Annotated in this window: 18 protein-coding genes and 3 pseudogenes; 13 read left to right on the top strand and 8 right to left on the bottom strand. The window is 69.7% G+C overall.

All coding sequences use genetic code 11. From position 1 onward, the window contains the following. Positions 1–43 precede the first annotated feature (43 nt). A complete protein-coding gene (locus OG306_RS34470) occupies positions 44–2503 on the top strand; it encodes an Ig domain-containing protein (protein WP_266904776.1) in 2460 nt (819 codons plus the stop codon). A 91-nt stretch (positions 2504–2594) separates the two neighbouring features. On the opposite strand, the pseudogene OG306_RS40990 reads toward OG306_RS34470, so the two are convergent. Continuing rightward, positions 2595–2950: pseudogene (locus tag OG306_RS40990) on the bottom strand (IS630 family transposase); the annotation flags it as partial. A gap of 203 nt (positions 2951–3153) precedes the next feature. Here OG306_RS40990 and OG306_RS34465 point away from each other — a divergent pair. Next, complete coding sequence (locus tag OG306_RS34465; protein WP_371666051.1) at positions 3154–3510, top strand: hypothetical protein; 357 nt, start codon at positions 3154–3156, stop codon at positions 3508–3510. 41 nt (positions 3511–3551) lie between these two features. On the opposite strand, the gene OG306_RS34460 is transcribed toward OG306_RS34465, so the two are convergent. Further along, entirely contained in the window at positions 3552–3995 is a 444-nt protein-coding gene (locus OG306_RS34460; RefSeq protein WP_266904778.1) for an ATP-binding protein, read from the bottom strand. A gap of 365 nt (positions 3996–4360) precedes the next feature. Between OG306_RS34460 and OG306_RS34455 the strand changes: the two genes are divergently transcribed. Beyond that, entirely contained in the window at positions 4361–5218 is an 858-nt protein-coding gene (locus OG306_RS34455) for a helix-turn-helix domain-containing protein (protein ID WP_266904780.1), read from the top strand. Next, positions 5215–5400, top strand: a complete 186-nt coding sequence (locus tag OG306_RS34450) for a DUF397 domain-containing protein (protein WP_266904782.1) — start codon at positions 5215–5217, stop codon at positions 5398–5400. Before OG306_RS34455 ends, OG306_RS34450 begins: the two co-directional genes overlap by 4 nt. 279 nt (positions 5401–5679) lie before the next feature. Here OG306_RS34450 and OG306_RS34445 read toward each other — a convergent pair. After that, positions 5680–5858 (bottom strand): annotated as a pseudogene (locus OG306_RS34445) (IS5/IS1182 family transposase); the annotation flags it as partial. A gap of 115 nt (positions 5859–5973) precedes the next feature. Between OG306_RS34445 and OG306_RS34440 the strand changes: the two are divergent. The 4 genes from OG306_RS34440 to OG306_RS34425 all read left to right on the top strand — a co-directional run bounded on the left by OG306_RS34440 (position 5974) and on the right by OG306_RS34425 (position 10598). Next, positions 5974–6393 carry a hypothetical protein gene (locus OG306_RS34440; RefSeq protein ID WP_371666050.1) on the top strand — a complete coding sequence of 140 codons (420 nt, stop codon included), beginning with the start codon at positions 5974–5976 and terminating at the stop codon, positions 6391–6393. 341 nt (positions 6394–6734) lie between these two features. After that, positions 6735–8363, top strand: a complete 1629-nt coding sequence (locus OG306_RS34435) for a transposase (protein WP_266750159.1) — start codon at positions 6735–6737, stop codon at positions 8361–8363. 35 nt (positions 8364–8398) lie between these two features. Beyond that, positions 8399–8617 carry a hypothetical protein gene (locus OG306_RS34430; RefSeq protein ID WP_266750158.1) on the top strand — a complete coding sequence of 73 codons (219 nt, stop codon included), beginning with the start codon at positions 8399–8401 and terminating at the stop codon, positions 8615–8617. 619 nt (positions 8618–9236) lie between these two features. Then, the gene (locus tag OG306_RS34425) at positions 9237–10598 is read left to right on the top strand and encodes a hypothetical protein (RefSeq protein ID WP_371666049.1); all 1362 of its coding nucleotides are present in this window, start codon (positions 9237–9239) and stop codon (positions 10596–10598) included. A 27-nt stretch (positions 10599–10625) separates the two neighbouring features. On the opposite strand, the gene OG306_RS34420 is transcribed toward OG306_RS34425, so the two are convergent. The 3 genes from OG306_RS34420 to OG306_RS34410 all read right to left on the bottom strand — a co-directional run bounded on the left by OG306_RS34420 (position 10626) and on the right by OG306_RS34410 (position 14764). Further along, on the bottom strand, positions 10626–12767 hold the full coding sequence (locus tag OG306_RS34420) for a tetratricopeptide repeat protein (protein WP_266750155.1): 2142 nt from the start codon (positions 12765–12767) through the stop codon (positions 10626–10628). Between the two features lie 157 nt (positions 12768–12924). After that, complete coding sequence (locus tag OG306_RS34415; RefSeq protein ID WP_266752594.1) at positions 12925–13770, bottom strand: maleylpyruvate isomerase family mycothiol-dependent enzyme; 846 nt, start codon at positions 13768–13770, stop codon at positions 12925–12927. Between the two features lie 274 nt (positions 13771–14044). Next, positions 14045–14764 (bottom strand): hypothetical protein, encoded by a 720-nt coding sequence (locus OG306_RS34410; RefSeq protein ID WP_266750153.1) that lies wholly within the window; start codon positions 14762–14764, stop codon positions 14045–14047. Positions 14765–15028: 264 nt separating this feature from the next. Here OG306_RS34410 and OG306_RS34405 point away from each other — a divergent pair, with 264 nt between their 5' ends. The 5 genes and pseudogenes from OG306_RS34405 to OG306_RS34385 form a co-directional block, all read left to right on the top strand. Continuing rightward, positions 15029–15757 carry a response regulator transcription factor gene (locus OG306_RS34405; RefSeq protein WP_266750152.1) on the top strand — a complete coding sequence of 243 codons (729 nt, stop codon included), beginning with the start codon at positions 15029–15031 and terminating at the stop codon, positions 15755–15757. Further along, a complete protein-coding gene (locus OG306_RS34400) occupies positions 15735–17828 on the top strand; it encodes a sensor histidine kinase (protein ID WP_266750150.1) in 2094 nt (697 codons plus the stop codon). The genes OG306_RS34405 and OG306_RS34400 overlap by 23 nt, the downstream gene beginning before the upstream one ends. A gap of 124 nt (positions 17829–17952) precedes the next feature. Next, positions 17953–18381 (top strand): hypothetical protein, encoded by a 429-nt coding sequence (locus tag OG306_RS34395; protein WP_266750149.1) that lies wholly within the window; start codon positions 17953–17955, stop codon positions 18379–18381. A 153-nt stretch (positions 18382–18534) separates the two neighbouring features. Beyond that, positions 18535–19191 carry a class F sortase gene (locus OG306_RS34390; RefSeq protein ID WP_266750147.1) on the top strand — a complete coding sequence of 219 codons (657 nt, stop codon included), beginning with the start codon at positions 18535–18537 and terminating at the stop codon, positions 19189–19191. A 91-nt stretch (positions 19192–19282) separates the two neighbouring features. After that, positions 19283–20113: pseudogene (locus tag OG306_RS34385) on the top strand (3'-5' exonuclease); the annotation flags it as partial. Here OG306_RS34385 and OG306_RS34380 read toward each other — a convergent pair. Next, a complete protein-coding gene (locus tag OG306_RS34380; protein ID WP_266750145.1) occupies positions 20101–20940 on the bottom strand; it encodes an ATP-grasp domain-containing protein in 840 nt (279 codons plus the stop codon). The pseudogene OG306_RS34385 and the gene OG306_RS34380 overlap by 13 nt on opposite strands. Then, the gene (locus OG306_RS34375; protein WP_266750143.1) at positions 20937–21884 is read right to left on the bottom strand and encodes an ATP-grasp domain-containing protein; all 948 of its coding nucleotides are present in this window, start codon (positions 21882–21884) and stop codon (positions 20937–20939) included. Before OG306_RS34375 ends, OG306_RS34380 begins: the two co-directional genes overlap by 4 nt. Positions 21885–22538 lie beyond the last annotated feature (654 nt).

The raw sequence follows: 22538 nt of genomic DNA, 5'->3' as shown, positions 1-22538 counted from the left end.
GCCGGTGCAGCAGTTTTCGTCGAGAGGTGACAGGAGTAATATCGTGCGATTCTCAGGACTCATAGTCGGATCCCAGCCTCCCCGGAGGAGGCCCGAACAGCGTCGGCGGACGGCCGGTGCCCTGGCGTTCGCGGTGCTGACCGCCGGCATTCTGCCCACGGTCGGCGCACAGCCGGCGCAAGCACGACCTGGCGGAAAGACTCCGTCGATCGAGATCCAGGCCGGCTATCTGGAGCTGGAGCTCGACAGGACAGGTACGGTCGTGGGTCTGGAGGACGTCAGGACCGGGGTCGACCACCTCGCGCCCGGTCATGCGGCGTCCCTGGTCAGCCTGGTCGTCGACGGCAAGCAGCAGAGGCCGACCACGGTTGACCGCTCCGGACCCGGTGGCCAGATGCTCACGTTCCGGAACAAGGCCGCGCACTGGAAGATCCAGGTGAAGCTGGTCAGCAGTCGCGGCGGCTACACCACGTTCGAAGCGGTCGCCGTCGACGCGCCGAAGGGCGTCGATGTGCAGACCCTGCTCTGGGGTCCACTGGCCACGTCGATCTCCCAGACGGTCGGCACATCGGTGGGCGTGGTCCGCGACGACGATTTCGCCATCGGGCTCCGACCGCTGACCGACCGGACCGAAGGCGCCTGGCCGCAGGAGGACCAGGACATGGGCTGGGAGAGCGAGGTCGACCGCAATACGGACCATGTGAGCGTGGGTTCCCTGGAGGAGTGGAGCGCGGCAGGCGTGACCCCCTGGGGTTCCGTACTGCGCGCCTTCACCTTCGACTACACGAAGGAACGCCACCGCAAGGTACGCGGCTATCCGATCCCGGTCGGACCGCTGCCCGGCCGCGACGGCAGGATCGCCGGTTCCAAGATCGCACTCTTCGGAGCCTCGCCCGAGGCGACGCCGACGATCCTGTCCAACATCGCGAAGGGCGAGAAGCTGCCCTACCCGAAGCTGAACGGTCAGTGGCAGAAGGCCTCTCAGGCGAGCAGCCAGTCATGGCTGGTGCTCGGAGACCTGGAGACCGGCAACATTCCGGCGGCGGCCCGATTCGCCAAGGCGGCCGGCATGAACCGCATCTACTCGCTCACCAGTAACTACGGCCCATGGGAGTCGAGCGGCCACTACCAGTTCGACTCCAGCCTGGGCGGGAGCGACGCCGGGGCCGCGGCGGCCGTGGACATCGCCAAAGCAAACGGTGTAGAGCTCGGCGTACACACCCTGTCGGACTTCATCAGCACCGGCGACGAGCCCTACAACTGGGCCTGGTTCCCGCGGGACGCCTACCTCACGCCGCCCGCCGACGACCGGCTCGCGATGGGAGGCACCGCCTCGCTCACCCGTCCGCTGACGGCCGGCGACACCACCGTGTACCTCGACGACGGCGCGCTGCTCGCCGCGGGACCGAGCTACAGCTACCTGCGCATCGGGGACGAGTTCGTCAGCTACGGAGCGGCCGAGCAGGTCGGGAAGGAGTGGAAGCTGACCGGCGTGCAGCGCGCGCGATGGGGATCGGTCGCGGTCTCGCACCCTGAGGGCGACCACACCGCCCGGGTCATGGCCAACAGCTACGGCGGCGCGATCGGCGGCCATGCCGTCCTCGACGAGATCAGCGACAGGCTGACCACCGCCTGGAACACCACCGGCATCAACGGTATGTCGTGGGACGGCCTGGAGTCGGCATCGGAGTCCGGCTGGGGCGCCTACGGCATGGCTCACCTCGTGAACAAGACGTTCCGGCGCATCGACGCCAAGGACGGATTCATCTCCGAGACCAGCCGGATGACCTCGAACACCTGGGACGCGCTGACCCGGGCCAGCTGGGGTGAAGTCGGCAGCACCTCGATGGAGCAGGTGTTCACCAACAACAAGTACCTCCAGGCGAACTACCTCCCCGGAATGCTCGGCTGGATCAGCCTCAAAGGCTCGGACAGTCTGCTCACCATGGAGTGGAAGCTGGCCCGAGGCGCCGGCCTGAACGCCGGGACAGGTTTCCAGAGCTCGGTCTCCCGCCTCGAGTCGGGCGGCGAGAACACCACGCGGCTGCTCGACGCCATTCAGCAATGGGAGACGGCACGCAACCTGGGCGCGTTCACCCCGGAGCAGCAGGCGCGGTTCCGCGACCTGAAGACGAACTGGCACCTGAGCGCGGTCGAGCCGGGCAAGCGCTGGTCCCTGCAGGAGCTGGACGCCGACGGCAAGCCGGTCGGCGCCCCCCAGGCCGTCGTCGCCCCGACCCCGGAGCTCGATGCCGGACCGCTGCCCGCGGCAGCCAAGGGAGCCCTGTACGAGGCGACCGTGAAGACCAACACGCCGGCGACCACGCGCTACGCGGTGACCTCGGGGACCTTGCCCGCGGGCCTCGTGCTCAATGCGGACACCGGCGGAATCGTGGGGACACCGGTCAGGGCGGGAGCGGCGCCGTTCACGGTCACGGCGTACCAGAGCTCCGGTCAGCCGACAGCGCAGCGCGACTACGTGATCGAGGTCGGCGGTCACTGAGCTTGTAGGCGTGGTGTCGTCGGGGTGAGTCCAGTGCCGGCAAGGCCTCCGTCAATAAGGTCGGGCCGGTACTGGACCTGGCGCAGTCCCGGTGGGCGCCGTCGAGCAGGCGGATGCAGTCCGTCTCGCTCAGCGAGCGGCGCTCGCCCTTGCGGCCGGCGTGTCGGCACAGGCGGGTGGGCAGGCCCGGCCTGATGCACAGCAGCCCGGGCACCGAGAGGCGGCCACAGCTGCACCCGGGCACACGCACCGTCGGGGTGATCCCGCGCCGGCCCCAGGTGCGGCCCTTGGGCGGCCGACCGGTTACGCCCGCTTCATCCTCGAAGCAGATGAACGCGCCGGTCGCCGTCCGGAGGTTTTTACCTCCTGCCGGGTCGCCTTCCGCCATGCAGTAATCGCGTCTTCGTCGCGTTCGGCGGCGGGCCGGGCGGGCATCTGCACGCTGTACCGCAGCAACGGAGTGCCACTCCCCCGCAGACACAGCCGACACCCACACCGTCCCCGGCGCCCTCCTCGGCCCTGAGCCCGGAGCGCCCCTCCCCCGCCTGTCTGGCACTGGCCCAACTCGGCCGCACAGAACCGCGCCTGGCCCTCTCCGCAGCCGACTGCACAGTGTTGGAGGAGCTGGCGCGGACTGGCTGGCGCGGGGCGTGACCCCGGACCACCTCGTCCGGTCCCTCGTCGCCGGGCTGCCGGACAAGGTCAACTCACCGCTGGGCTTCGTCCGCCGCAGGCTCCGCGACAAGATGTCGCCTCGTCTGCCCGCCACTGCCGCCCCCACCGCCTCGGCTGCTCATACCCCCCGCGTGATGATGGAGTGCACCCAGTGCGGTGTCCCCGGCCGCCCGGAAGCACTCCCCGACGGCCTCTGCCGCGCCTGCCGCCGCCCCGCTTCGGAGCCGGACACGCCCCCGGCCCCGATGACCGGCCACGTCACCACACCCGTCGCCGAACGTGATGTACGCGGTCTCGTCGCCGAACTTCGCGGCATGCTCAAGTCCCCCTGACCCGGCCGGACGTGGGCAAGCACAGCCCCCTGCATGCGCCCTCAGCAGAGCACTTCGGCCCACACGCACTTGGTGCAGGCATCGAGAACCGCGCATCCCCAGCGGCTCGCGTACGCCTCGACGAGCAGCAGACCACGCCCGGTCTCGCCAACCGGATCGCAGGGCTTCGGAGCTGTAGCCGGGAGGAGGCGTTCGGGACGGGTGTCGGTCACCTCGATACGGACGGCCTCGGGCAACAACCGCAGCGTCAGCCGGAAGTCGCGTCCCTGCAGACGCCCATGGGTGATCGCGTTGGAGGCGAGTTCTGCCGTGACAAGTGCGACGGCCTGCGCGGAGGCCGAATCGTGTGGGACTCCGCGCCACTCGGTCAGTTGCTGAACGGCGAGTGTACGGGCGAGTCGTGCACCGCGGCGGGTGCTGCTGAGCCGCAGCGTGAACTCGGTTGCCGGACGGGATGGTTCCGCCAGTTGGTTCGATGGATTCACCCCGCCAGGGTTTCCCCTTGAGACGACTCCGACCAGGCATTACTTCCGTACGACAGGCAGGGGTACGGAGAGCGGGACCACGGCGCGGAACGTTGTACGGACGTCGCACCGGGCCGGGTCCGTATCGCTGGTGCCGGACAGTTCCTGCTCGGGAAGGTGTCGGGCAGTGCTTTGGCTGATCGTCGGGCCCGCGGCTGCTTCTGGGTGTGTTCACCGTCCGCGCCGGCCTGCACTCGGACCGCCGGACTCCGTACGCTCAGTCAGCGTACGGGCACGTTCAGTGGCCAGCGCGACGGTCATTCCGTCACCCTGGGTGAGTTGAGCGCGGAAAGATCGCGCGCGCATGCACCTGGAGGTGGCCGCGTATGACGACCGATAACGCCGTTGTGGCAGGGGCTGATCGGGAGGAGCGGGAACCCGACCCCTCGGACAGTCTGCGGACTTTCGGGGCCGTCGTCCAGGCCCTCCGCGAACACGCCGGGCTCAGCCGGACCGACTTCGGCACGCACGTGAGGTTCTCCAAACACACAGTGGACTCGGTGGAGTTGGGGCGCCGCATGCCGGATGACGCGTTCGTGGAGCGGGCGGAGGCGGCACTCGGCAACACGTGCGCGCTGAGAAAAGCCGCAGCCCATCTGACGCGCGGCGAGCCGGGGCTGGCGGCCTGGTTCCGCAGGTGGGCGCGGTTGGAGAAGGTTGCGGTGAGCCTGTGCACCTACGAGTGCAGGCTGGTGCCGGGGTTGTTGCAGTCGGACGCATATGCGCGGGCGGTGTTCGAGGGCACGATTCTGTTGCTGACGGATCAGCAGCTGGAAGCCCAGCTCGCAGCGCGGCTGGAGCGGCAGAAGATGATGCACGAACGGCCTACCGTCCCGTTCAGCTTCATCGTGGAAGAGCATGTCCTCCGGCGCAGGTTCGGCCGTCCGGAGCAGATGCGGGGCATGCTCGATCGCATACTGGAGCTCAGCGCTCCGCGCAATGTGACGCTGCAAGTGGTGCCGTTGGAGGCTGGGTTACACGCGTGCCTGGACGGGCCGGTGCGGCTGCTGGAGACGCCGGAAGGACGCCGCCTCGGGTACTCCGAGGGGCAGCAGAACGGACGGCTGATCACCGATCCGAAAGAGGTGAGTCTCCTTCACCAGCGCTATGACACACTGCGTTCGCAGGCCCTGAACCCCAAGGAATCGCGGGGTCTGTTGGAGCGACTGCGAGGAGACCTATGAGTACGACGGAACTCGCCTGGTTCAAGTCCAGCTACAGCGGCAGCCAGGGCGACGACTGCGTGGAGGTCGCTGTCGCCGAGCAGGCCGTCCATGTCCGGGACTCCAAGGACCTGAGCCGCCCAGCGTTCGCGGTCGGACGCGAGGGCTGGGGCCGGTTCGTACGGTACGCAGCGGATCACTGACGACACGTGCCTCCGGCCCGGTCCACACATGGACCGGGCCGGACGACATCAGGCCTCAGGTCTGGGTGCCCGCCTTTTTGGGGTGACACAGCCATGGAGTTATCGGGCTGGTTGTCCACGGAGAGGGAGCTTGGTGAGCACGGAGCAGTGGCCCAGGATCGTTTACCTCGCTCTTGGGGTGGTGTCGGCTGCACTGTTCGCTTGGTTGGCGATTGCCCTGTTCAGGGCTGGATCACGAAGCATGGTCGCGGCTCCAAGCACCGCTCGTCAGACGTCGCTTCATCCGTTGAGGCGGCGGTGGGCGATGAGGACTCGGCTATGCCGACAGAGGCCAGGAAGTGCTCAGGCTTGCGTTCGTCGCGGCGGTGCAGTCGTCGGCAGCTGACCAGCCACGACACGGTACTCTCGGCCACCCAGCAGTGTCGGCCCAGTCGTGTGGAGGACTCGATGCCGACGCGTCCGGTGCTGAAGGTGTCGATCGCCGGTTCTGACACACTCAAGTTCTGAGCCCTTCCGGGCTTCCGCTCCGGAAGCTTCCTCTCATTTCTCTACGCTGGAGAGACCGTGCGCGCAGTGATCACCCCGCTCCTTGGCATTGCAGTTACGGCCGCGTTGCTCACCGGATGCAGTCTCCACGACGACTCTGCCGGGCCCCTCCCTCCCACCAACATAGCCACGAAACTCCCCAGGGACACCAATCAGGCCAAGTCCTCCAAGCGAGCACGAGAGTTCCGGTCATGGGTGGACAAGCACGGCACCAACGACCAGCAGAAGGCTGCCACACGAGTCCAGAAGATCATCGGTGATTGGGACGCCAAATCCGGAAATGCCTTCATCTCCACCGACATCAACGGCGGCCCAACCCCCGTCGAGGACCCCATGTCCACGGCAGAAACCATCGTGGAGACCTTCTCCGCCATCCACTCGCAGCAGATGCGCGTCGTCGTCTACGACGTCTTCGGCGAGGTACTCACCGGCCACACAGGGACCTGAGCTCGGCATCTGGTGCGCAGAAACCGCACGATGCAGCGATCCGCGAACCCAGGCGCCCCAGACCGGGGGTGCAAGCCCGAGACAGCCGGCACATATGCCCAATCCCGCTGCTCCGGATCTCCAGCCGGGCCCGAGGCCATGTCGCACACAGGGCGGCAAAAGGGGTTGTGAGCTGCTGTCGGTTTGCTGAGCTGAAGTGGCGTTGGAGTGAGCAGGAGTGAGTCCTGTCGGCGGCTTCATGGAGCGGGAACGGGAGTTCTGGGGCCGAATGGGTGACCTTGGCGGCTGGTGCTCGTTGGACTGGGTAGCAGGTGTCCGGTCTCGTGGGAGGGGGTGTTGTAGTGGGTGGTGTACGGGAGCTGGCCGCGCCCTTCGTGGCGCCCGGGCCTTGCGGGGTGGCGGTCCGGGACCGTCTCAAGCACCTCACGCCCCAGGACGAGAAGGTTCTGCGGGCAGTCGGTGAGCACCAGGGCGCGCTCGCTTCCCATGACCTCAGGGCCCGTTGTGCGGATGGTCTGGAGCACAGCAAGGAGACCTGGGCGGCGCGCAAGCGGGACCTGACGCCGCTGTCGTCGTCTCGGATCGCGGGTGCGATCACCAAGGCCACACACGATCAGTGGGCGCTGGCGCGCCGTTGTCAGGCGGCGCACATCCGGAATCTGGAGGCCGGGATCGGGACGCTGCGGCACCGCCTGTCCCTCCCCATCGGCGCGAGGGGCACCAAGCGGGCGGCCGGTGGCTACCGTTCCAGGGGTGAGTGGTTCCACAAGTCCCGCCGTCTCGCGGCGCTGGAAGCGCGGCATGCTGCCGCGGTCCGTGACCGGCAGGCCGGACGCGTCCGGGTCGTACGCGGCGGCAAACGCCTCCTCAACACTCGCCACCACCTCGCCGACGCCCACCTCACCGAAGAGCAGTGGCGGGAGCGCTGGGAGGCGGAGCGCTGGTTCATCGCCGCCGACGGCGAGTCCGGGAAGCGGTTCGGGAACGAGACCATCCGCGTCACTCCGGACGGCGAGGTCAGCATCAAACTGCCCGTCCCGCTCGCACACCTGGCCAACGCCAAGCACGGCCGGTACACCCTCACCTCGACCGTGGCGTTCGCACACCGGGGCCAGGAGTGGGCCGACCGCATCACCGCGAACCGGTCCGTCGCCTACCGCATCCACCTCGACACCGACCGTCGCCGCTGGTACCTCACCGCCTCCTGGCAACGCCCCATCGTCCAGACCATCCCCCTCACGACCGCCCGAGCCCGGGGCATGATCGGCGTCGATACCAACGCCGACCACTTCGCCGCCTACCACCTCGACCCACACGGCAACCCCATCGGCGACCCGCACCGCTTCGGCTACAACCTCTCCGGCACCACCACGCACCGCGACGCCCAGATCCGCCACGCACTGACCCGCCTGCTCCACTGGGCCAAGCAGGCCGGTGTCACCGCGATCGCCATCGAAGACCTCGACTTCACCACCGAGAAGACCCGCGAGAAACACGGCCGCAGGAAACGGTTCCGCCAGCTCATCTCCGGAATCCCGACCGGAAAGCTCAAGGCCCGGCTGGTCTCCATGGCAGCCGAACACGACCTGAGTATCGTCGCGGTCGACCCCGCCTACACCTCGATGTGGGGTGCCCAGCACTGGCAGAAACCACTGGCCACCCCGCACCGCAGAATGTCCCGTCACGATGCCGCCGGCATCGCGATCGGACGACGCGCCCTCGGACACCCGGTCCGGCGTCGGACGGCACCGCCCCCACACGACCAGAGAGATCGTGCGGGGCATCGGACCGCCCAGGCCAGGCCAGGTGCACGGGGGCGCGAGGGAACCCGCCCACTCGCAACGGACCACGCCCCCAGAGACGTGCCGCCGAACGGGACGCGAAAGCGGCAACCCAGCGCATCCAAAACCGTTCGGGATGCGCCCAGTACACATCAGTGGGTCCAGGACTCACTCATGCACACTGGCTAGGAACGGTCCATCTCCAGTCCGGAGTGACGGTCGCGGTGAGCTATACGTTCACGACCGGGGCGCTGCTCTGCCTGCACGCCGTACGGCCGGAACCTTCGGCCCTCGTCGAGCAGACGGTCTATCTGTCGGCATCCGCCCTGGCGGGTGTCGCACGGTTCGCGGTGCTGCGGGTTGTCGTCTTCGCCGACCGGAACGCGCCCCGATCCCACGACGACTCACCACTGAGCAAGGTCGCGGTTGCGATGGCTGCGTGAGGGGGCGCCGCATACATGAGCCTGTCCTGGTGTCTGCCCCAATCCGGGTCTGTCCCATGGTCTGCCCCATGGTCTGCCCCATGGTCGGTCCGGTGGTCGCACTGGTTGACTATCGTGGCTGAGCTGGACTGGATGAAGGGGCGTGCGGACGAATGGCATACGGGCGGGCCGAACGGGTGCGGGTGCCGGTGGGTGACGACGCGGCGCGGTGGACGACCCGGGGCAAGTGCTTGCGCGTGCTCGTCGTCGTACACAACGTGACCGCCGCGACCCGGCTGCTCGACGTACTTCCCCTGTTCGACGACGACTGGCGTGTCCAGCTGCTGGTGACCTGTACGGGCTCCTCGGCATTCGCGGCGGGCACGGCAGAGTTGCTTGCCGATACCGGGGTGCCGGTCATGCCGTACGAGCAGGCGACCGAGACGGAGGTGGATCTGATCATCTCCGCCAGTTTTGGCGGTCAACTCGACTTTTTTTCCGGGCAGTTGGCCATCCTTTCACACGGTGTCGGCTACACTAAGAGGCTGGCGACACCGGACACCGGACACCGGACACCGGGTCGGGGTCGGGGGCAGTGCCCGTCTTCGGGCTCGCGCCGGAGTGGCTTCTGTCGCGGGGCGTGCCCGTCGCGGACGCGCTCGTTCTCTCCCACCCCGAGCAGTACGAACGATTGCGCATCGCCTGCCCCGAGGCGGCGCCGACCGCCGTTCTCGCCGGGGACCCCTGCTTCGACCGGATGCTCGCCGCCCGGCCCTATCGCGAGCGCTTCCGCCGCGCGTTGGGGGTGCGGCCGGGGCAGCGGCTCGTACTGCTCAATTCGACCTGGAACTCCGATTCACTGGTCGGTGACAGCGAAGAGGGCGGTGGTGACGTCATCGCTGCGCTGCTGGATCGGGTCGCCACGGAGTTTCCCGTGGACGAGTACCGGTTCGCGGCCATACTGCACCCCAACGTCTGGCAGGGCCACGGACCCGGTCAGATCCGTTCCTGGCTCGATCGCGCGCGGCGCGGCGGGCTGGCGCTGATCGATCCGCTGAAGGGGTGGCGGCAGGCTCTGCTGGCCGCCGATGCGGTGATCGGGGACCACGGTTCCGTCACGTATTACGCGGCCGCCCTCGGCACTCCTGTGCTGCTGGGCGCCGCGCCGCTCGACGCCCTGGATCCCGATGCGCCGATCTCCGCGTTCATGCGGGAGGCGCCACAACTGAACCCCGAAGCATCGCTGTCGGCACAGATCGAGAGACTCATCGCCCGTCACCGGCCGTTGCCGGGGCCCGCCGAATTCACCACCTCCGTGCCGGGCGAATCCGCGGAGCGCCTGCGCAGGCTCTTCTACTCGATGATGGGAGCGCCGGAGCCCGCGCGGCCGGCCTCCTTGAAGCCGCTCACGCTGCCCGATTACGAGGCCGGAACGGTCACTGTCCCCCTGCGCGTTCTGTCGCAGGTACGCGGGCCGGGCGAGATCGCGGTCAGTCGCTGGGCGGGGCCGCCCCCGTGGACGAGTGCGGACAGCGGCGGCGATGGCGATGATGACGGCTACGGTTACGGTGAAATGCACGTCGCTGTGCACGAAGACACCCGTGACGTGGACCAGTTGGATCTCGCCGATGTCATCTTCCGGGACGGGGCACCGGACGATCCGCGCTTCGGGTCCCCGTCGATCTGGACCGCCGAGGTGCTCCGCCGCGATCAGTGCTGTTCACTCGCGGCCTATGTGACCGGGCCGTCCGCGTGTGTGGTCCGGATGCGTGGCGAAGAGCCGCTGCGGGTGGTGGCGGCGCCCGCGACCTCCACGGAGGGCGTCCGCGGTGTGGATCCCGCCGTGTACGCCTCAGCCCTGTACGCCTGGCTGGCCACGAGCGACCACGATGTGGGCGCCCCCGACAAGCGGCTCGCGCGAGCCGTGGCCGACGGGCTCTCCGTGCGGACAGGTGCTCGGCTGCACCACGTACGCATCGAGCCTCTGGCACCTCCGGGATGACGGAGGTGCCGGAGCCGGGAAGAGCGCCTACGGGGTGCCGGTCATGCAGCGTTCTCGCATGCGTCGCAGATGTGTCAGGTGGTACTCCGCGCGCTGGCCGTCGAGTGTGGCGATCGCCTCGTCGATCAGGGGCAGTGCCGCTTCGGTGTCCTCTCCGTCCAGCCAGGTCTCGGCCAGATCGGTGAGCGTCCGGGCCGTGTTGTACGTATCGCCGCTCACCCGGAAGCGGCGCAGTGCTGACTCCAGCCTCTCCCGGGCCTCCGCTCCCCGCCCGATCCCGCGCAGGGCTCGTCCGCGGTGGCGCTCCAACAGGGCCTCGGCACGCGGCAGATCAGCTGCTCCTTCGTCGTGCGCGCCCAGCGTGCTCAGGATGTCGCCCGCTTCCTCGAAGCACTCGTACGCCTCCTGGTAACGCCACTGACGCAGTCTCAGCAGTCCCAGGAACTCCACGGCCGAGGCGTGGCCTCGCTTGTGGCCTGCCGATTCCTCGGCCCGAGCCGCAGCCAGCGACTCCGCCTCCGCTTCCTCCCAACGCCCCAGTTCGGTGAGGCTGTGCGCCAGTTGAGCGTGGAGCGCTCCGGCGTCGAGGCTTCCCGGGAGATGGGAGTCGACGAGACGTGCTCCGATGCGCAGCGCGGGCAGCAGCATCTCGTGATGCCCGGCCTTGAGCTGCAGCGGCCACAGGGAACGGCACAGGTGTACGGCGGTGTCCGGTTGGCCGGACTCCTCGGCGCAGCGAACGGCCTCGACCAGATTGCCCGACTCCGCGAGCAGCACGTCGAGGGCGGCGCCCCGGTCCTCGTATACCTGCCCGGACCGCTCGTCGGAGGGTGCCGGGACGCGCCAGCTCTCCGGGAGTGCCTGGTGGGCCGCCGATGCCGCCAGGTCCGCGTAGGCGAGGAGCGTGCGGGCCAGGGCTGCCGAGCAGGCCGCGATTCCGTCCACGCGGATCGCTGTCGCCTCGGCGTGTGCGCGGACTCCGGGACGGTAGTGGTAGCGCCTGTTGTCGCTTCCGCTCCGGCTGCGCTCCAGGAGCATCCTGTCGGCAAGATCCTCCAGGAGTCCGGCCGTGACCGCCGGGTCCAGACCGGTGGTCCGTCCCGCCGCCGCGGCATCGAAGGCAGGCCAACCGCGCAGCGCCATCAGCCGGTACAGCGTGCCGGCTTCCGGCGTCAGGAGCTGGTAGTTGTCCTCTGCCGCCCCTTGGACCGGGTCGCCGTTCACCGCGGCGCTGCGCGGCGGAAGGGTGGGGGCGGAGAGCCGGTCCGCCGCGGCACGCAGGGCGTACGGCGATCCGCCGCACCGGTCGAGCAGCGACGGCAACGTGGCGCGAGCCGCGGCGACGGCGGATTTGCCGGTGATATCGGTGAGCAGACGCACAGCGTCCCGGTCGGTGAGCGGACCGACGGGGACCCGTACGGCGTCGAGCCCGGGAAACGGGGTCCGGGCGACCACGATCGTGAACACCCCGGGCGCCGACGTGAGGAACGGCCGGACCTGGGCCGCCGAGTGCGCGTGGTCGAGCACGACCAGGAGCCTGCGGTCCGCCACACAGTGCCGGAAGAACTCACCGAGCCGGTCGGTCGCGGGTGGCATCTCTTCGTCCCGCACGCCCAACTGGCGGAGCAGCGTGCGCAGTACGGTTCCGACGTCGCGTGCGCTCCCGGCGCCCCCGCCACCGAGGTCGGCGTAGATCTGGCCGTCCGGGAAGAGCCGGGTCGGCCGGGATCCGAAGTGCACGGCGAGCGTGCTGGACCCCATGCCGTCCGGGCCGTGCACCAGGGCGAGGCGGGGCCGTCCGTCCGCGCGCCGGGATGCCTCGCGCTGGAGTTGCTTCATCGCTTCCTTGCGGTCGGTGAAGAACCTGATGGAGGCGGGGAGGTGTGACCGCGCTGCTGCTCCGACGGGAGTGGGGTTGTCCTGCACTCTTGTCGCGAACGCGCTCCAGGAGGCCGCGAGTTGTGGGTTCGAGCGGATCTGATCGTGGACCATGCGGGCCACGTCGTCCCGGTCGCCCGGGGCGACGGGCGCGGGGACCTCCCGCCCGACGATTCTCCGTACGAAGCCGCCGGTCGACTCCCAGGCCCATTTGCCGGCCTCGTTGGCCATCCCCGAACCAACCGCGCCGAGTACCGCCGAAATCGCCGCCACCGAAGTGGGATCCAGCATGTCGCGCACTCCTCGTTCCCGGTGTTCCGCGCGATGCGCCCTCCCCGGCACCGCCGCTGCCACCGTGCGGATCAACGTTAGCGTCAGACGGGGCGGCATCTCTTGGACATGGCGATGGTGATCGTCCTGGCTCGACGCGGGAAGATCCGGCCGCCGCTCAGGGTGCCGTGAACAGCCTGGGGAACCGGGGAGCGAGCCAGGGTTTGCGGCCCCAGGCGAGGACGCGGCCGCGGGCCATGGCTCCCCATGGGTTGCACCGGCCGAGCGCCATGAGGAGGAAGGTGACCGGCTCGATGAGGATGGTGCAGTCCGGGCGGGTGGGCGGCTGCGGGGTGACGAATACGACGCCGTCGGTGAAGGTGACGCCGAAGCGGGCGCCGCCCCACAGTCGGATCGTGTAGCGGGCGGTCAGCCGGGCGATCGCAGCGGCATCGGTCACCCGGGGCATCGCCGTAATGAGGAAGGGCAGCGACAGCTCGACGCGGGTGCGGTCGATCATGTGCGGGCGGCCCAGCGCACGGGCCAGGTCGTAGCCGTGGCCGAGCATGTGTGTCAGCAGGTACGAGCTCAGCACCGCCCGGCTCATCGGGCCCAACGGCGTGACCACGGTCGCGTTCTCGTCCGTCCCGTACCGGTCCACCGCCGTGAGGTACGCCTCCGCGTGCGCCACGATCATCCCGGCCAGCGGTTCGGCGCCCCGCTCCTCGAAGGCGGCGAGCGCGCGCTCGTTGGCCGCGGCCAGGCTCTGCGGCGTTCCGTCCCCGTAGGTGCGTTCCTGGCCTGCGGCGATGCCGGCCATCAGCTCGTTGGCCTGCGTCAGGTGCGCCGCCGCCTGCCCTACGGTCCACTCCGAGCCGGGCACCGGGACGCTCGTGTCCGCAACTCCGCGCAGCACCTCGGCGATCTCCTCGGCGGTGGCACGTATCGCCTCGCCGAGCCCTTCGGGCAGCACGCCCGGTACGTCGTGTGCGTCGTGTGCGTCGTATCCGGTTCCTGGTTCCACAGTTCTCCCCGCCTCGACCGCTGCTGTGTACTCGCCCGCGTCTGCGCACTCGTCCGTGTCCGCGCACTCCTCCGTGGACCTCGTCACGGATCGCTTCCCTGCCAAGTTCAGCGTGTTGAAGTCGGGATGGCACCAAGCATATGTCGGACGGCCGGCGAGCTTGCCGGACGATTTGTCGATGAAGATCTTGTCGCATGGCATGCGGCGTGGTGATGCGAACGCGCAGCCCACCACGGGGATACGACACCCGCGAACGGCGGCAGTCGATGGCCAGTCACCGACGGTCAGATTGCAGCCAGATCCGCAGTGGAGCGACCGGCTGGAAGCCGTGGCGGACGGCGACCGCCAGATCCTGCCCGTGCTCATAGCCGACCACGGGCAGGCCGGGAAACAGTCGGTGCACCGCGTCCAGCACGACCGGCCAGGCCGCGTCAGGGCCGCCTTCCAGGGCGAAGACATTGGAAATTCCGACCACATGGTCGCTGCGGCTCGCCACCGCTCCGGCAATCACCCGGCCGTCAGGTGACTGTCCGGCGAGCACGAAGGTGGCCGGGTCGTCGAGCAGCTCGGGCCGGAAGAGGCCCGCGCTGCCCTCCCCGCCGTCCCAGGCGAGCGCCCAGGCACGCAGCATGTCCGGGTCACCCGCCACGTCCCAGGCGAGATCCGAAGTGATGGCGGGCGCACCCGCCGGGCGGTGGATCCACTGCGTCTCGAACAGCACCTGGAAGCCGGCCTCCGTCAGGTCGAGGTCGGCGAAACTGTCCTTGACCGAGGCGCCGGGCGCGGTGATGTCGATCCGCTCTGCCAGCGCGGCCGGGTCGGCACCCGGCACCAGCGTCACCGCGTCGGGGTAGTACAGGGGTGTGCGGGTCGGGGCCGTCCAGGCCTGTGTCCCGAACTCGCTCGCCACGTCGTGCGATCGGCTCATCGCCGCGCACCAGTCGGCGTTGTTGCGGGCGGCGGTCTGGACCAGGAGCTGCTTCGGCGTCGTCACGAGTGCGGAGCATGCCCCGCCCCGGACAGATCCGTCGAGCGGTTTTCCACTGCCCGCTGGACGGACGCTCCGCCCGACGGTGGCAGAACCCACTTGCGTACTCCTGGCAGATGACAGCCCACTGGAGCCGGATCGACTTCGTCCGTCACTGGGGCCACTTCGGGTTCTCGCAGCGGAGCCCGAAGTCGGCCCGCTCGGCGTCCGGGGTCTGTCGGACGAGCGGTGTCACCAGGTGCCGGCGCGGGCTCATCTACGATCGTCCGCGTGTGCGCAAACGTCATAGTCGCCGAAGACGACGAGAAGCAGGCCGAACTCGTACGCCGCTACCTCGAACACGAGGGCCACGCGGTCACGGTCGTCGGGGACGGCCTGGCGGCCCTCGCCGAGGTCCGGCACCGGGAGCCCGATCTGCTGGTGCTCGATGTGATGATGCCGCGGGCCGACGGTCTTGACGTGGTACGTGTGCTGCGCGCCGAGCACCGGGAGGTGCCGGTGCTGATGCTGACGGCCCGCAGCACCGAGGACGATCTGCTGCTGGGTCTGGACCTCGGTGCGGACGACTATGTGACGAAGCCGTACAGCCCGCGTGAGTTGATGGCGCGCGTACGGACGCTGCTGCGTCGCAGCCGGCGGGCAGCGGCGGGGGGCGATCCTGTCACGAACCAGGTGCTGACGGTGGGTGCGCTCATCGTCGACCCGGACCGGCACGAGGTGTCGGTCGACGGCCGGTCCGTGGAGTGCACACCCGGCGAGTTCCGGATTCTCGCCGCCATGGCGGCCGAGCCCGAGCGGGTCTTCACCCGGCAGCGGCTGCTGGAGGAGTTGCACGGCTTCGACCGGTACATCAGTTTCCGCACCGTCGACGTGCACATCATGAACCTGCGCAAGAAGATCGAGCCCACGCCACGTCGGCCGGTCCGGCTGCTCACCGTTTTCGGTGTCGGCTACAAGCTGACGGACCCGGCGAGGAATGCTTCGCGTGCGTCGTCGTAGCCGGGTGCGTGGCGTGCCCCTTCGACGTGAGCAGCGGGCGCGGCTGCCGCTGCGCAAGAGTCTGTTCGGCCGTCTGCTGGCGGTATCGGCGCTGGTGGCGGCGTGTTCGGTGGCCGCCACGGCCTGGCTTGCCGTCCAGACCACCTCCGGCGCCATCAAGCAGGAACAGGGTCAGAACCTCGCCGCCGACGCCCAGATCTACTACACCCTGCTCGGATATGCGGCAGCTCACCCCACCTGGGACGGCATCGACAGCACCGTGCACGACCTGGCGCGGCAGTCCGGCCGGCGGATCGCCCTCACCACCGAGCAGCGCCGGCCACTCGCCGATTCCGCCACCCGGCCGTCCCCGCCCGCGCTGCCGCCCGAGGCATCGGCGATCGTGGATCCGCTGTCCGTGGACACGGCGCTGTCCCAGACGGTGGGCCGGGCCGGCGTCACGGCCGACCGTGTCGACCCGCGCGCAGTCGGTCCGTTCCGGCTGCCCGCGGTCGAGCGTACGGCGTTGCAGCGTGCCGCCGACCGGAGTGTGGCGTGCCTGAATCGGTCCGGGGTTGCGGCGGATGTGGTGCGGGGCCCGAGTGGGCGCCCGCGCATCGAGGTCGTGGGCAACGATCCCGACCGGATGCAGGGCACCAGGTGCGCATCCGACACATTGGACGAACCGACAGCGACCGAGCGAAAGGCGCTGGGCGCGCTCAATCGGCTCGCCGATGCCTGCCTGAAACGTCAGGGCCGCACGGGCGTACAGCTCAATCTGGACCTGTCCTGGGGCGGCGGTCCCGAGCCGATGCCCAGCGCCGGTGTCTCCACCCCGTCGCCCGCTCCCGCGCCGAGCGTCCGCACCGGCGACGACGACCGGGCCACCGCATCCTGCGTGGGCACGGCCCGCCGTGAGCAGCTCAGTTCCTATGTCGCCTCGCCCGCACTGCTGTTCATCGGCGACGAGGGCGGCACGACCGTGCCCGGCTTCGACCTCTCCCCGGCGAACACCGCGAAGATCGCGGGTGCCGCGGCGCTCGTCCTGGCGCTCACCGTCGGAGCCACCATGCTGGCCGGGGCCCGGCTCGTACGGCCGCTGCACGCCCTCACCGGTGCGGCACAACGGATGCGGGACGGTGAGGACTCCGCGCCGGTGCTGGTCACCGACGACAACGAGATCGGGCGGCTCGCCGTGGCCTTCAACGACATGGCCGCCCACCGTGCCCGCCTCGAAGGACAGCGCAAGGACATGGTCAGCGACGTCGCCCACGAACTGCGCACCCCGCTGAGCAACATCCGCGGCTGGCTGGAGGCAGCGCAGGACGGTCTGGCGGAGCCCGACCCGGCGTTCATCTCCTCGCTCCACACGGAGGCCGTTCAGCTGCAGCACATCATCGACGATCTCCAGGATCTGGCCGCGGCCGACGCGGGTGCGCTGCGGTTGCACCCCGAGCCGGTACGCATCGAGGACGTTCTGGGCCAGGTCGCCGCGGCCCACCAGGGGCGGGCGGAGACGGCTGGAGTCACGTTGACCGTCCTCACGGCGACGGCCGGCACTCCCGGTCCCGAGCTGACGGCCGATCCGGTCCGGCTGCGTCAGGCCATCGGCAACCTGGTCTCCAACGCGGTGCGTCACACCCCGGCGGGTGGGAATGTCACCTTGCATGCGTATGGCTCCGAGTGCGCGGACCTGGTCGTGGTGGACGTCACGGATACGGGCAGCGGCATCTCGGCCGTGGATCTGCCCCATGTCTTCGACCGCTTCTGGCGCGCGGAGAAGTCCCGTAGCCGCCGCACCGGCGGCAGCGGGCTGGGCCTGGCGATCGTGCGGAAACTCGTCGAGGCCCACGGCGGCTCGGTGAGTGCGGTGAGCGTCGACGGGCAGGGTTCGGTGTTCACGCTCCGGCTGCCGACGGATCCTGCGCGGACGGGGTCGGGTGAGTGGGGGGAGGCTGGTGGGCCGGGCGAGTCCCAAGGACCCTCGACGGGCATGTCGGCGAGCGCGACAGGCGGCTGCGAGCGCGGGAGCGGCGCGGGTGGACCCGAACGTGCCGTGGGCGGCCGTGGAAGCGGTGCGGGCCAGGCCTGATGCGATGACCACAGCGATCTGACAGTTTCTTCATAACTTCACGCCAGCCTGTCGGCATGCCTTGCGCCCGGTGCGAACCGGCTTCCGGGCACCACCGAGGCCGACCTGGAATGGAGCCATGCCCATGCCCCACCGTCTGTCCCTGCGTACCGCCGTCCTTGCCGCTGTCGCGGCCGGCGCGGTACTCGTCCCGTCCACCGCGGCCTTCGCCGACAGCACGCCCGCACCGAAGCCGTCCGTCGAGCGGTCCGCCGCAGCCGCCCCGGCCGGTGTCACCGGCGCGCCCGCGCGGGGCTCGGAGCCGTCGGTTGCGCCCCGTGGCGGTGTTGCCGCGGGCGACAGTCCCGCCCCGGCCGTGGTCGAGCCTTCGGCCGCGGGCAAGCGTCCCGCTGCCGCCGCTCCGCGCGGTGGCGTCGCCGCGGGCGAGCGACCGGCCGGGACCTCGGGTGACAGCACCACCGCCCTTGCCGGGTCGGCCGCAGCCGCCCTTCTGGTCGCGGGAGCGGGAACGATCGTGCTGCGTCGCCGCTCCGCCGCCCAGCAGGGTCGCTGAACTGCCGGCACGTCAGTCCCTTCACGGCCACTGACATGCAAGGCAACTGACCGCGCTCGAATACCGACCGCGCACAGCAGTTGACCTCCCCTCGTGGCGCCGCCCCGTCCCGGGCGGCGCCACTGCCCATCTCCGTCCCGTTCTGGAGCCCCCATGTCCCGTACACGCATGTCGCTTTGGCATGCCGCACTTCCGGTGCTCGCCTGTCTCGCTCTCACCGGCTGCTCCTCCGGCGCCGTGGATGCCTCGTCCGCCGCATCACGCGCCGACGGCGGTTCATCCAGCGCCCCGGGATCTCTCAACTCTCCGAAGGACACGGGGCCCGAGGGGACGCAGAAGCCCGAGAAGTCCGGGAAGCCGAAGTCCGCCGCGAGTCCCACCCATGTCAGCATCCCGTCGATCGGGGTGAACAGCTCGCTGATGCGGCTCGGTCTGAACGAGGACGGCACGGTCGAGGTCCCGCCCGCCGAGAAGGGCATGACGGTCGGCTGGTACACCGGGGGCGCGATCCCCGGCGAACGTGGCGCCGCGGTCCTCATCGGGCACAACGACACCCGCCTCGGCAAGGCCGTCTTCCACGATCTCAGGAAGATCGGCAAGGGGGCGGACATCGCAATCCGCAACGACCAGGGAGCCGAGATCCACTTCAGGGTCACCGGCACCGAGACCGTCAGCAAGAAGGCCTTCCCGACCGAGAAGGTCTACGGTGCCACCAACGCACGCACCCTGCGTCTCATCACCTGCGACGGCGCCTTCGACGCCCAGGGCCACCCGGTGGACAACCTCATCGTGTACGCCGACCGGAGCTGACGGCTGGTTTTGCCGACGTCGTAGCGGGGTGTCCGGCGCTTGTTTCTGAAGCCGGGTTGGCGGTCGGGTCCGGTGCCGGCGGGTTGGGGAACAGGCCGCGGATCTGCTGGAGGCCGATGGCCCGCGATACCGGCATGTGGTCGTCGACGAGGCACAGGACCTGCACCCCGCGCAGTGGCGACTGTTGCGTGCGGCGGCTCCGGCCCGTCCCGACGACCTGTTCATCGCGGGCGACCCCCATCAGCGCATTTACGACTCGAAGGTGTCGCTGAAGGCCGTCGGGATCAAGGTGGCCGGCCGGTCGGCGAAGATGCGCAAGAACTACCGTTCCACGCACGAGGTCCTCTCCTGGTCCACCGCACTGCTCGTCGGCCGGCCCTTCGAGCAGCTGGCGGACGATGCGGCGAACGAGACCCTGCTGGGCTACCGCTCGGCCCTGCACGGCAACGGGCCCGAGGCGCACGGGGCGGACTCCGAGGAAACCGAGATGGACGCGCTCGTCGCACGCGTCCGTGGTTGGCTCGACAGCGGGATCGAGCCGGGTGAGATCGGGGTCAGCGCCCGGTTCAACAAGAACTGCGACAAGGCGGTGCAGCGGCTCAAGGCCGCGGGCGTCCCTGTCGCACGCCTGCGGGGCGACGCGCCTTCCGACGCGGACGCCGTACAGGTCGGCACCATGCACTCCTTCAAAGGGCTGGAGTTCCGGTGCGTCGCGGTCATCGGCGTGAGCGACGGTGCGCTGCCGTACCCGCGTGCGGTGACCCCGGCCGACATCGACCGGCTCCAGCACGAGTCGGACCTGCTGGCGGAACGCTGCCTGCTGTTCGTCGCGTGCACGCGCGCCCGGGACGGGCTGCATGTGTCGTGGTCGGGCGCCCCCAGCGAGTTCCTGGTGGAGGCCGGGGTGTGTCAGGCCTCGTAGGCGGGAGGGCCGGGCCGGGGGCGTCGCAGTGCCAGGGCCGCCAGCGCGGCAGGTGCGCCCTTCGGCCCGCGGATGCCGGGGAAGGCGTTGATGTCGACGACGACGGGCGCGCCCTCGCGGTCCAGCAGGTCGACACCGTAGACATCCAGGCCGAAGACCTCTCCCGTGTGGAGGGCGAGCCCGGTCCAGGCCTGCGGCAGGTCACGGACCAGTGGCGCGGACTGCGCACCGTCCGGCGGGGCGCCCACCGGTGCGGGGCGCACCCCCGCGAACACCTCCCCCGCGATCACCCACAGCTTGTGGTCCCAACCGCTGTTCGCGACGAACTCCTGCAGGACGACGGGCTCGTCGGACCACTTGGCGGCAAGGTCCCGGAGCTCGGCCGGACCGTCCACGCGGGCGACCAGGTCCGCGCGCCGGCTGTGGCGGCTCTTGACCATGAGCGGATAGCCGCTCTCCGGCCGCTCCGCTCCGTGGAGGGCTTCGGACAGCGCGTCCAGGGTCCTTGTCCGGGGCATCGGCAGGCCTGCGCCTTCCGCCACGGCGGCGATCCGGCTCCTGTCCTGGCACAGCTCAGTCGCGGCAGCGGAGTTCACCACCCGGGCGCCGTGTGCTTCGAGGAAACGGGCCAGCACCAGTGCCCGGGGGGTATGAGCCTTGAGGAGGTAGACGTCGGCGAGATCGTCCGGGGTCACCAGTTCCGACGGGGATCCGTTTCCGGTGTCCGGGTTCAGGAACGTCACCCGGTGCTGCGCCTCGATCAGCGCGGAAGAGGCTGCGGAGAGCAGCGGATGATCCGGCTTGTCGGTCAGCAGACACACCCTCATATCTGCGCGGCTCCCGGCACGGCTGCCAGCATGTCCGCTTCGAGGCCAGGGACGGGGTGCGGATGAGGCCGTCCCTGGGGGATTTGCGGCTGCGCGGGAATGCGCGGAGCAGGGGCGAGCACGCCCGTCCTGGCAGCGCCGCCCGTCCTCGCCAGGTCGAGGACGGCTCCGGCCAACCGGGATACGGCGTCGGGGACCTGACGGAAACTCGGGAAGTCATTGATGTCGACGATCACCGGGCCGTCGGGGCCGAGCACCACGTCGATGCCGTACAGATCGAGGCCGAAGACCGCTCCCACCTTCGCCGCCACTGCGGCCACCTCGGCGGGCAGGGGGACGGCTCCCTCGTCGACCGGCCCGTCCGGGTGGAGCGGGGAGCGGCGCAAGGTCGCGTGGAACTCGCCCGCGAGACAGTAGACCTTCACATCGGAGCCCGAGTTGGACACGTAGGGCTGTGCGATGAGTTGGCCCTCCCCCGCCTGCTCCGCCTCCGCCAGCCGCCCGGGGTCCGGCACGAGCCGCACCCCGCGCCCCGAGCTGCCGTCGGCGGGCTTGACCACCAGGGGGAAGAGCTCCTCGGGAACATCCGCGAACAGCGTGGCCCTCGGTGCCGAATAGGTCACCGGAACCGGTAGCCCGTGCTGTCGCGCGATGACCGATGTGAGGACCTTGTCGCGCACCGCGCGGATCGACCGCGCATCGTTCACCGTGGTCAGGCCCACAGCCGCCGCGGCCTCCAGCAGGGTGAGCCCGGGGCCGCCGGACACGGTCTTGAGGACCCACGCGTCATGGGTCCCCGCCCGCACCTCTTCGGAGATCCGCAGCAGTGAGCCGCCGGGGCGCACCACGTCCACCTGGTGTCCCCACGACGACAGTCGTCGGACCACGTCAAGCGGCATGCCGTCATGCCGATAGAGCTCTTCGACGAGGAAGCAGAGCTTCATCCCAATACCCCTCGATGCCCTCACGACTGATGAGAGCACAACGGTGCCTTGCAGTGCTCTTCCGAACACCACCAAAGGGGCAACGCTACGTCACGCTCATCCCAAAGCAACCGCCACTGGGTGTTACTGATGGTGCGTTGCCTCATCCAAACAGATCTCCGTCGAGCGCGGCCACGGAGTAGATGACATTCACGAGAGGCATGGGTTGGGCAAGGGGGCCCGTCAGTACTGTCGACGGTTTACCGGGATCCTCACCGGCTGCGTCAGCGCATACACGTAATGGGCCGCCCCCGAAGAGGAATGCCGCGATCGACACCTGCGTCGCCCTGCCCACGGAGCTCGGGCAGTTCGGCGCAGGGGAGGCGGGCGATGTGCGACGTGTGCATCGGCGACTGCCGCCGCTGGAACTGGTGCGGCGACACCCCATGACCGGGGCGTCGGCGGTGAGCGTGGGAGCCGCTGAGCTGTCCGGCGGCCGGGCGGGCTGCCTCGGTGCGGGCATTCTCGCCTGGGAGGCGGCCGGACCCGAGCCGCGGCCCGCCCTGCCGTGCCGTGCACACAGATGCAGCGGAACGCGGGGCGCCGCGATGTTCATTTATGAGCGCAAGAAGCATTTTGCAAACATCTATTGACATGCAGATGTCACGCCCGTCA

Origin of the sequence: Streptomyces sp. NBC_01241 (genome assembly GCF_041435435.1) — a bacterium.
In the GTDB taxonomy this organism is placed as follows: domain Bacteria; phylum Actinomycetota; class Actinomycetes; order Streptomycetales; family Streptomycetaceae; genus Streptomyces.
Note: the sequence above shows the minus strand (reverse complement) of the source record. Positions and strands in the feature narration are given on the sequence as shown.

Bases quoted from the DNA above. Each gene is read 5' to 3' on its own strand.
- OG306_RS34395 (WP_266750149.1), top strand. From the start codon at position 17,953: ATGCCCCACCGTCTGTCCCTGCGTACCGCCGTCCTTGCCGCTGTCGCG.
- OG306_RS34455 (WP_266904780.1), top strand. From the start codon at position 4,361: ATGACGACCGATAACGCCGTTGTGGCAGGGGCTGATCGGGAGGAGCGG.
- OG306_RS34380 (WP_266750145.1), bottom strand. From the start codon at position 20,940: ATGAGGGTGTGTCTGCTGACCGACAAGCCGGATCATCCGCTGCTCTCC.
- OG306_RS34420 (WP_266750155.1), bottom strand. From the start codon at position 12,767: ATGCTGGATCCCACTTCGGTGGCGGCGATTTCGGCGGTACTCGGCGCG.
- OG306_RS34450 (WP_266904782.1), top strand. From the start codon at position 5,215: ATGAGTACGACGGAACTCGCCTGGTTCAAGTCCAGCTACAGCGGCAGC.
- OG306_RS34390 (WP_266750147.1), top strand. From the start codon at position 18,535: ATGTCCCGTACACGCATGTCGCTTTGGCATGCCGCACTTCCGGTGCTC.
- OG306_RS34375 (WP_266750143.1), bottom strand. From the start codon at position 21,884: ATGAAGCTCTGCTTCCTCGTCGAAGAGCTCTATCGGCATGACGGCATG.
- OG306_RS34400 (WP_266750150.1), top strand. From the start codon at position 15,735: ATGCTTCGCGTGCGTCGTCGTAGCCGGGTGCGTGGCGTGCCCCTTCGA.